Source organism: Bacillus sp. FSL R5-0434, from assembly GCF_038004745.1.
GTDB classification, from domain to species: domain Bacteria; phylum Bacillota; class Bacilli; order Bacillales; family Bacillaceae; genus Bacillus; species Bacillus halotolerans.
In genome coordinates, this window is record NZ_JBBORV010000001.1 from 1,803,737 (window position 1) to 1,815,452 (window position 11,716).

Below are 11,716 nucleotides of genomic sequence, written 5' to 3' on the forward strand. Positions count from 1 at the left end.
GCACTGCCGCACGTTTGGCAAGGATGGGGACGGCTATGTGCCGGCAGAAGGAATTGGTGCAGTCTTATTAAAGCCTTTACGCCAAGCCGAGAAAGATGGAGATCGTATTTATGCAGTAATTAAAGGAAGTGCAGTCAACCATGTAGGAACTGTAAGCGGGATTTCTGTGCCAAGTCCTGTTTCACAAGCTGATCTGATTGAGACATGCTTGGAGAAAACAGGGATTGACCCGCGGACTGTCAGTTATGTGGAAGCGCACGGAACCGGTACATCTTTAGGAGATCCGATCGAATTACAGGGTCTGGTAAAAGCGTTCCGCCAATATACAGAGGATCGTCAGTTCTGTTCAATCGGTTCTGTCAAGTCAAATATCGGGCATGCGGAATCCGCCGCAGGTATCAGCGGTTTAAGCAAAGTCGCCCTTCAGCTTCACCATCAAACCCTCGTGCCTTCTTTGCATTCAGAAGAGCTGAACCCGTACGTAGACTTTGAAAAGTCGCCATTTTATGTGCAGCATAAAACCGAAACTTGGAAGCAGCCTGTTATCAATGAGAATGGTGAGGGAATCATCTATCCGCGCCGGGCAAGCATCAGTTCGTTCGGTGCAACGGGGTCTAATGCCCATATGATTTTAGAAGAATACATTCCTGAAGCAGCGGAGCAGACCGTGTCTGTACCTGACACCACACCGGTGATTATTCCGCTTTCTGCCCGGAATCAAGAACGTCTTCATGTGTATGCGGAACGTCTTCTCGATTTTCTTCATGAGGGTATTGAAATCAGAGATGTGGCTTATACATTGCAGATTGGCCGTGAACCGATGGAAGAGCGGGTTGCTTTTTTAGCAGGCGGGATTCAAGAATTGAGAGGTCAATTAGAAGCATATCTAAAAGGACAGGAAACCATTGAGCATTGCTGGAAGGGCCGAATGACAAAAGAAATCGGTGATATATCACTTTCCGGAGAAACAGTACATAAATGGCTGGAACAAGAAAATCTAAACCTGATCGCTGAAAAATGGGCCGGCGGATCTGCGGTTGATTGGAAGCTCTTATACGGGGGAAACAAACCTAAGCGGATCAGCTTGCCGACATACCCTTTCGCAAAAGTGCGGTATTGGGTGCCGGAGAAAGAGACAGAGATTGACTTGCCAAAACAGAATTTGACCCTAGGCCATGCCATTCATCCTCTCCTGCACGAAAATGTGTCTGACATGTCGGGCGTGCGTTTTCGTTCAGAGTTCACAGGGCGTGAATTTTTCTTAAAGGATCATGTCATTAAAGGTCAGCACATTTTACCCGGTGCAGCCTTGTTAGAAATGGTTCGGGCAGCTGCAGAAAAGGCGGCTGCGAACCAGATGCATGCAGATATTCGTCTTCAGGATATCGTTTGGATTCGCCCTGTTGCTGTCACAGATCTGCAATCAGACATATACGTTCACCTTTATCCGGAAGACAATGGTGATATTTTGTTCGAAATCTGCAGGGAGAGTGACAGCGCGGGGGAGGAACCGGTGATATACGGCCAAGGAAGCGTTGTGCTTTGCCAGACTGAAGAAGCTCCTAAACTGAATATTGAAAAGGTGAAAGCAAGCTGCAGTAGACGCATTCTGCCGCCTGGTGTATGCTATGACGCTTATGCGGAAATGGGAATTGAGTACGGTGACGGCCACAGAGCGATTGATACTATATATGTCGGGGCAAACGAAGCTCTAGCTAAATTGACGATGCCGTCTGTCGTTTCACATACCCAAGATCATTATGTTTTGCATCCGAGCATGATAGATGCGGCATTTCAAGCTTCTATCGGTCTGAGACTTGGAACAGAGGATGCCAGTTTGACAGAAAGACAAGCAATGCTGCCTTTCGCATTGCAGGATATCCAAATTTTCAAAGATTGTGAGACTTCGATGTGGGCCCGCGTGAAATACAGCAAGGACAGTACCGCCGCGGATCGTATTCAGAAGCTTGACATCGATTTGTGTAATGAAGCGGGCCAGGTATGCGTGCGAATGAAAGGCTATTCTGCCAGAACTCTAGAAAACGAGACAGATTTAGCAACTGGCACACTTTTATTCGAGCATATATGGGAAGAAGCAACTGTTTCAGAGAAAAATGAGTTAATGGAATATAAGAGGCATAAAGTTATTGTTTGTGATATGGCAGAAAGGCAAATCGAAAGAATCCGGAACAAGTTTGACTGTACGGTATTAGAAATAAGCGGGCAGGCAGTTCATGAACGGTTTAAAGCGTATGCTTTACAGTTATTCGAAGACATTCAACAGCTGCTAAACTCAAAACCTGGCGGGAATGTGCTCGTTCAAGTCGCTGTTCCTGCATTGGACGAACCGCAGCTGCTAAACGGCTTAGCGGGACTTCTCAAAACGGCCCAGCTGGAAAACCCAGCATTCAATGGCCAGCTGATTGAATTTGATTCAGGGATATCTGCAAGCGATCTGGCCGAAACATTAGCAGAATGCAGGCAATATCCTCATGATAACCATATCCGATATTGGCAAGGAAAACGGTATGTAAGCAAATGGAAAGAGACAGCAGCTGATCAACCGGGCACCGACATGCCATGGAAGGATAAAGGGGTTTATCTGATTACAGGCGGTGCAGGGGGGCTTGGTTTCCTATTTGCAAATGAAATTGCAAACAAAACGCGTGAGGCTGTCATGATTCTCACAGGCAGGTCTCCTGTCAATGAAAGAAAGCAGTCAGAGCTTCAGAAGTTACAGAAAATGGGCGCGCGTGTTGTTTATAGACAAACCGATATGACTGAAAAAGAAGCTGTTATGGCTTTAACGAAAGAGATTCAAGAGGACTATGGCGGCTTAAATGGCATCATTCATAGCGCTGGCATTATAAAAGATAATTTCATTATTAGAAAAAAGAAAGATGAGATTCAAGATGTGCTCGCTCCAAAGGTCACCGGCCTGATTCATCTTGACGAAGCAACGAAAGATATCCCGCTCGACTTTTTTATCCTTTTTTCTTCAAATGCCGGGACAGTGGGAAGTGCAGGACAGGCAGATTACGCAATGGCAAATGCTTTTATGAATACATTCAGCGAGTACCGGAATGTCCAAGCAGCACAGCACAAGCGCTACGGGAAAACCCTTTCCATGAGCTGGCCGCTGTGGAAAGACGGAGGCATGCATGTTGATGCTGAAACCGAAAGGATGCTGACGAGAGATACAGGTATGGTCGCCATGGAAGCAGATGACGGAATTCAGGCATTATACCATGGATGGGCCTCAGGAAAATCGCAGCTGATGGTGGCTGCAGGCGTTGTGAGCAAAATCCATTCATTTTTGGATCAAACAGGAAATGGGCAATCTCCAAATGGAAAATACAAAAGTGAAATTCAGCATACTGAAAATGCGAGTTCCGTGATGGGAGCCGATGAAGAGATGCTGAGAGAAAAAGCAGAGGATTATTTCAAGAGTGTGCTTTCCTCAGTTACAAAGCTGCCTGTCAGCCAGATTGACGCCGAAGCTCCAATGGAGGATTACGGAATCGATTCAATTATGATCATGCATGTTACCGGACAATTAGAAAAAGTATTCGGTTCATTGTCTAAAACCTTGTTCTTTGAATACCTCAATATTCGGTCATTATCACAGTATTTTACTGAATCACATAGAGAAAAGCTGTTACACATCTTGGGGATTGAATCAGAAACATCTTCTTCAATAGAAGAAAATAGAAGGACAGATTCCGAGACCGAAGGGAAAAAAGAAAGTCCGGTTCGCCGCAGAAAGTCCGGATTCGTCCCCATGCAAAGAAATGGGCAAAAGCAGTCTGCTGAAAAAGAAACGGAAGAGATTGCGATTATCGGAATCTCCGGACGCTATCCGCAAGCAGACAACATCCATGAACTGTGGGAAAACTTGAGGGACGGCCACGACTGTATTACCGAGATTCCTGAAGACCGCTGGGACCACAGTCTCTATTACGATAAAGATAAGGACAAACCAGGAAAAACGTACAGCAAGTGGGGAGGCTTTATTAAGGATGTAGATAAGTTTGATCCGCAATTTTTCCATATCTCTCCTCGTGAAGCGAAATTAATGGATCCGCAGGAGCGTTTATTTTTGCAATGTGTTTACGAAACGATGGAGGATGCCGGATATACAAGAGAGCACCTCGGCCGTAAACAGGATGCTGAACTTGGCGGAAACGTAGGCGTTTACGTCGGTGTCATGTACGAAGAATATCAGCTGTACGGAGCGCAAGAACAAGCGCGGGGCCGGTCTCTGGCTTTACCGGGGAATCCATCCTCTGTAGCAAACCGGGTATCCTATTATTTCGATTTCCATGGACCGAGTATGGCTCTGGATACGATGTGCTCTTCTTCATTGACCGCTATACATTTGGCTTGCCAAAGCTTGCATCGCGGTGAATGTGAGGCAGCTTTCGCAGGGGGAGTCAATGTTTCAATCCACCCCAATAAATATTTGATGCTTGGACAGAACAAATTTATGTCAAGCAAAGGCAGGTGTGAAAGCTTTGGACAGGGAGGAGACGGCTATGTGCCGGGAGAAGGCGTTGGAGCTGTACTCCTTAAGCCATTGTCCAAAGCGATTGAAGATGGCGATCACATTTATGGAGTCATTAAGGGCACAGCCATTAACCACGGAGGAAAAACAAACGGATACTCAGTTCCTAACCCGAAAGCCCAGGCAGATGTCATTAAAAAGGCGGTTACAGAGGCGCAAATTGACCCGCGGGCTATCAGTTATATCGAAGCGCATGGCACCGGTACTTCACTCGGAGATCCTATTGAAATAACAGGACTGGCTAAAGTGTTCTCAGAACATACGAAAGACAAACAATTTTGTGCCATAGGCTCAGCCAAATCAAATATCGGGCACTGTGAGAGTGCAGCGGGCATTGCGGGATTAACAAAGGTATTGCTTCAAATGAAATACAGACAGCTGGCGCCTTCCCTTCATTCAAAAGTGCTGAATCCGAATATTGACTTCTTCAATTCTCCATTCAAAGTCCAGCAAGAGCTTGAAGAATGGAAGAAGCCGATCATTGAAGTAAATGGAAAAGAAATTGAATATCCGCGAGTCGCAGGCCTCTCATCATTTGGCGCCGGAGGGGGTAACGCCCATATTCTAATAGAAGAATATGCTTCCAAATCTGAGCCAGAGCATTCTTCAGCGGGACAGGCGGCTGTTATTGTGCTCTCAGCAAAAAATGAAGAGAGACTTCAAAAACGGGCGGAACGATTGCTGGATGCTCTCCGTGAGGGGCGTTATTCTGAAGCCGATCTGCCTCGTATCGCATATACGCTTCAGGTCGGACGGGAAGCAATGAATGAGCGTTTGGCGTTTGTGGCTGAAAATATGCAGGAGCTTAAAGAAAAGCTGAATGATTTTATCTCTGGAAAAGAACACATTGAACACTTATATCGGGGACAAGTGAAGCGAAATAAAGAAACCATGGCAGTTTTTGCGGCTGATGAAGATATGGCGAAGACAATTGAAGCATGGGTTCGCAAAGGAAAATTCGCAAAGTTTTTAGACCTCTGGGTCAAAGGGTTAAATATCGATTGGAACATGCTTTATCAAAATGGTAAGCCGCGCCGTATCAGCTTGCCTGCCTATCCTTTTGCAAGAGACCGTTATTGGATAGAAGAAACTGTGGTGAAGACAGTTGAAAAAAGACCGGTGAAGCCGGCTGTTACATCACAGCCAGTCATCCAAGATCCATTTATTCCGGAAAAAGTCAGCGGTAAGCCTGCCAATATTTCGTTGCAGCCTTTGATGGCAAGCAGTCAGGAAACACAGCAAAGTACATCTGTTCCGCTGCAGCCGGTTAGAAAGCAGCAAACCATAACTGCTGAAGTCTTATGTGATGAACTGACGGCAAGCTTAGCAGACGTGTTATATATGGATCAAATTGAAATCGACCCGGACGAGGCATTTATTGATATCGGCATGGACTCCATTACCGGTCTTGAATGGATAAAATCAATCAATAAGAAATTTGGTACATCGCTTCTTGTGACCAAGGTTTATGATTATCCGACAATCCGTGATTTTGCCGCTTTCTTAAAAGATGAATTAAGCACACAAGCTGATGGAGAAAATGCAGAAAACCATCCGCAAAAATCAGAGGAGACGTATACACCGATACAACGGGAATCCATCTTATCTAAACCGGATAATATTTCGTTGCCGCCTTTAGGCCATCATGAGCCGGAGCAGCAGAAACCAGTTGAAGACATTCAATATGCAGCTGCGGAAATTTCTGCTTCCAGTCAATATGCTGGAACAATTGAAACACTGAATGATGAATTAAAGGAAAGCATTGCTGAAGTGTTATGCATGGATCCCCAAGAGGTCGATATTGATGACACCTTTATCGATATCGGAATGGACTCCATTACAGGACTAGAATGGATAAAAGCAATCAATAAGCAATATGGCACATCATTTTCAGTTACCAAAGTTTATGATTATCCAACAATTCGTCAGTTTGCATATATGTTAAAAGCCGAGCTTGTCAATCATAGTAATAGAAGTAAAGAAAGAGCGGATGAGCTTTTCCAAGAGAATAAACAGCCAGAAGCACCAGCTAAAGCGAAACCCGCGGAGCGTTCGATTCAGCCCGTTCGGCTGCCAGCGATGAAAGCGCCTGAACAGAAACCAGACCGTTCCCATCAAGGTTACCGCGATGATGCGATAGCCATAGTCGGGATGGCAGGCAGATACCCCGGTGCCAAGGATGTAAGAGAATATTGGGATCATCTGGTCAATGCAAGAAATGCGATTCGTGACATTCCGAAATCACGGTGGGATGTAGACAAATACTATGACCCGGCACTGAATCAAAAGGGGAAAGTCTACTGCAAATCACTGGGGATGCTGGATGATATTGAACATTTTGATCCGCTGTTTTTTAATATTCCGCCGTCAGAAGCTGAACTGATAGACCCGCAGCATCGAATCTTTTTGCAGGAAGGCTATAAAGCATTCGAGGATGCCGGATATAATGCGCAAACGTTAAGCAATAAAAAGTGCGGTGTTTATCTTGGCATTATGAGCAATGAATACGGAGTGATGCTAAATCGGAATCAGGCAAGAGCAAGCGCCACCGGAAACAGCTTTGCGATAGCGGCAGCGCGTATTCCGTATTATCTCAATTTAAAAGGACCGGCGATTCCGATCGATACGGCATGCTCATCCTCACTAGTCGGTACACATTTAGCGCGTCAAGCATTAGTAAACAAAGAAATTGATATGGCGCTGGTGGGAGGAGTCACCTTATACCTGACACCGGAATCTTACATCAGTATGTGTGAAGCCGGCATGCTGTCTCCTGATGGACAATGCAAAGCATTTGATAATGGCGCAAATGGTTTTGTTCCCGGAGAAGGGGCAGGAGCGCTCGTTTTGAAACGGCTGAAAGATGCAGAAGCGGATCGTGATCACATCTATGGTGTTATTATCGGTTCGGGCATTAATCAGGACGGGAAAACAAACGGAATTACGGCACCGAGCGTGAAAAGCCAAATGGATCTGGAACGGGATATATATGAGACATATGGCATACATCCTGAAAGCATTAGCTATGTTGAAATGCACGGCACCGGAACAAAACAAGGAGATCCAATAGAATTAGAGGCGCTGTCAACCGTCTTTAAAGAGAAAACAGACAAAAAGCAATTTTGTGCGATCGGTTCAGTGAAAAGCAACATTGGCCATACATCAGCGGCAGCGGGTGTTGCCGGTGTTCAAAAAGTGCTGATGTGCATGAAACATAAAACGCTGGTGCCTACGTTGAACTTCTCTGAACCTAATGAGCATTTTCAATTTGAAGAATCGCCTTTGTATGTAAACACTGAGCTTAAGCATTGGGAAACGGCTGATAGAAAACCGCGGCGGGCCTGTGTGAGTTCTTTTGGATATAGCGGAACGAACGCCCACCTCGTGATTGAAGAATATCAGTCTGATAGAAACAATGATCCATTGCCAGATCGCCATCATTCAAAGCTATTTGTGCTCTCAGCGAAAAAGAGGCAGCAATTGAAGGCTTATGCCCAATTGATGAGAGACTTCGCAGATTCTAATAAAGATATCAATCTGGATGATATGGCATATACCCTTCAGACTGGCCGGGAACCAATGGACTACCGAATGGCATTTTTGGCTGATTCGAGAGAAATGCTTATCAAAACGTTAGAAGACTATATTGCAGATATTCCGAATACGGAAATCTATGACGCGCATGTCAAAACGAAGAAAAGTGAAATGAAAGTGTTTGAAACAGATAATGACGCCAAAATCCTGCTGGAAACGTGGATTGAGAAAAAAAGGCTGGAGAAGCTAGCAGAATTATGGGTAAAAGGATTGCGAATAAACTGGAACAAGCTTTATGGCGATCACGTGCCTCGCCGAATCAGTCTGCCTGCTTATCCGTTTGCAGAAGAATACTATTGGCTCCCAATTGAAGATGCTGCAGAAAAAGACAGCCGTTCGGCATTGCCATCTGCTGTACGGCCTACGAAACAGAGCTTGTTACAAAAACAGTGGCAGGATTGCCCGATTACATCAGCAGAACGTATGAGCCAAACGGTTGCCATATTGGCAAACGCAGAAACAAGGTCATTGGCTGAAGAGCTTTCCCTGTATTTCTCGAGCTATCGCATCATTGACAGCCAAGAGCTTGAGTATCTGTCAGACGCCGACTGGGAAAATGTCGGCGGAGCAGTGGATTTGATCGGATGCGGAATGAGCCATGAGCAATCGATAAACTGGATCAGTTGGCTGCAAAAACTGATTGAGCTTGGCCGTAAACACAAGCAAGAATTGACTGTCTTGTGTGTGACGAAGGGGCTCGAGTCTTTTGAAAATAAAGATGTTAATCTGTCCGGTGCATCCCGGGCTGGTCTATACCGAATGCTCCAAAGTGAATACAGTCACCTTACATCAAGACATATGGACACAGACCATGTAACAGCCGAAAAGGAGCTGGCCAGACAGATTGCAGATGAATTTTATGCTGACAGTACAGACACCGAAGTCTGTTATCGAGACGGACGGCGTTATCGCGCATATTTGGACGAGCGAACAGCAGATGCTGTTAATCAAAAAGAATTATCGTTTCCGTCAGATCAGGTGCTGTTGATTACAGGGGGGACAAGAGGGCTTGGAATGGTGTGTGCGCGTCATTTTGTGCAAACATACGGGGTGAAACGATTGGTTCTCACCGGCCGTGAAGTCATGCCCCCGCGTGAACAGTGGGAGTTTCTTAAAGCGAAAAACACGCCGCTTGCTCAGAAATTGAAAGCCATGCAAGAGTTGGAAGAAATGGGTGCTCAAGTACAAGTGCAGTCTCTTCAGCTATCCGATCCGCTTGCTGTCAAACAAAGCATCGAGACGATTCAGCAAACGATGGGAGCGATTGGCGGAGTGATTCATTGTGCCGGGGCTGTGAATAAACATAATCCGGCATTTATAAGAAAATCAGCAGAAGAAATTCAAGCCGTGCTGGAGCCGAAAGTCGGAGGGCTTCAAACCTTATTTGACCTGCTCAAAGATGAGCCGCTGCAATTCTTTGTTTTATTTTCATCTGTATCAGCGACCGTCCCTGTGCTTGCGGCCGGACAAGCTGATTATGCAATGGCGAATGCATTTATGGATTATTTTGCAGAATCACATAAAGATAAATATCCGATCGTCAGCATTCAGTGGCCAAATTGGAAGGAGACCGGCTTAGGCGAGGTTCGAAGCAAAGCTTTAGAACAGACCGGACTGTTAGGCTTGAATAACGAGGAGGGATTGCAGCTTCTGGATCAGATTCTTTCTGCAAAACAGCAAGCTGTTGTCCTGCCCGCGATTCACCATACAGATGTATGGCAGCCGGGTAAGCTCATGCAGCACTCACTGACGGATAAGGCTTTCCAACGTGCTGAGACAAGAGAACAAGACAGCGCTCAGAGCTTGTTCCATGGAACAGTAGAATGGCTTGTGACTATTTTTTCTGACGAGCTGAAGATAGGCGCCGAAGACCTTGAAACTGATGAGCCTTTTCAAGAATACGGAGTAGATTCGATTATTTTGGCGCAGCTATTACAGCAGATTAATCAAAAGTTAAAAGGAGATATCGATCCATCTATTTTATTTGAATACCCCACAATAGAATCTTTTGCAAAGTGGCTGATTTCTGAATATAAATCTGCCTTACCAGATGCTGTACATCCAGCTGACTCAAAAGAACATGCGCCTGATGCGGCATCATTGCCGCCCGATCAGGCTTCCGCGGCGAAACAGCAAATGCAAAAGGCAAGCGATATAAAACCGGCAGTTCATGCAGAAGACATCGCGATCGTTGGCCTGACATGCCGATTTCCCGGAGCGGAAACGCTGGAGGCATACTGGGATTTAATACGTGACGGTCGATCAGAGATCAAACCTGTGCCGCATGAACGCTTTGGCAATTCAAGCTCGTATTATGCCGGGGTAATCGAGGACCTGAACCGATTTGATCCTGATTTCTTCCTGATTTCCGATGATGATGTCAGAGCAATGGACCCGCAGGCTTTGGCAGTATTGGAAGAAAGTCTGAAGCTGATGTATCACGCCGGGTACACCGAAAAGGAAATGAAAGGCATGCGGGCTGGTGTCTATATAGGAGGTCGCAGTCAGCACAAGCCTGACCAATCCAGTCTTTCAAAAGCGAGAAATCCGATTGTGGCTGGAGGACAAAACTATTTAGCCGCTAATATTTCACAATTTTTTGATTTGCGAGGACCGAGTATTGTTCTGGATACAGCTTGTTCCTCTGCATTGGTCGGCATGAATATGGCCATTCAGGCTTTACGAAACGGAGATATCGAGGCAGCGGTTGTCGGCGGTGTCAGTTTGCTCGATACAGATGCACATCGAATGTTTCAGGAGCGCGGACTTTTAAGTGACAAGCCGTCTTTCCATGTATTTGACAAGCGAGCAGAAGGCGTCGTTTTAGGAGAAGGCGTGGGAATGGTTTTAGTCAAAACGGTCAGCCAAGCACTTGAAGACGGAGATTCCATTTATGCTGTCATTAAAGCCGCAGCTGTAAACAATGACGGAAGAACGGCAGGCCCGTCCGCACCGAATCTTGAGGCGCAAAAGGACGTGATGCTGTCGGCGCTTGAGAAAAGCGGCAAAAAGCCTGAAGAAATCAGTTATCTCGAAGCAAATGGATCTGGTTCAATTGTGACAGACTTGCTTGAGCTTAAGGCGATTCAAGCGATTTACCGTTCCCGCTGCAATGCTCCATTAGGACTGGGGTCGGTTAAACCTAACATCGGCCACCCTTTATGCGCAGAAGGGATAGCAAGCCTGATTAAGGTTGCTTTGATGCTGAAACATAGACAATTGGTTCCGTTCCTGTCAGGTGATGAGAAAATGACGCATTTTAATATTGAGGAAACGGATTTGTATTTTTGTAAAACACAAGCCGAGTGGAAAGAGAAAACGCCGGCTGCAGCAATCAATTGTTTTGCTGATGGAGGAACGAATGCCCACTTGATTATAGAAGCTTGGGATGACTCAGCTGATCGGCCGATCAGAAGAAAGCCTTTGCCGCTGCCGGCACTGCATCGGCGGCCCGTTTTAACAGAGAATCGAGCCCTATCAGCTCAAACTGAGCGGGGACAAGGGTTTTCAGACAAGGGTGCTCCTAAAGAAATGTTTTGGAAAACTTTCAAATAAGAG

General features: G+C 45.9%; 1 protein-coding gene (only partly in view). It reads left to right on the forward strand.

Translation table 11 applies throughout. The features are described 5' to 3' along the window. Nucleotides 1–11,713, forward strand: partial view of a type I polyketide synthase gene (locus NYE43_RS09275; protein WP_341061660.1) — the 3' portion only. Its footprint begins 2,021 nt before the window's first position; only the last 11,713 of its 13,734 coding nucleotides appear in the window; the start codon falls outside the window, past its left edge; its stop codon occupies nt 11,711–11,713. Nucleotides 11,714–11,716: the final 3 nt, after the last annotated feature.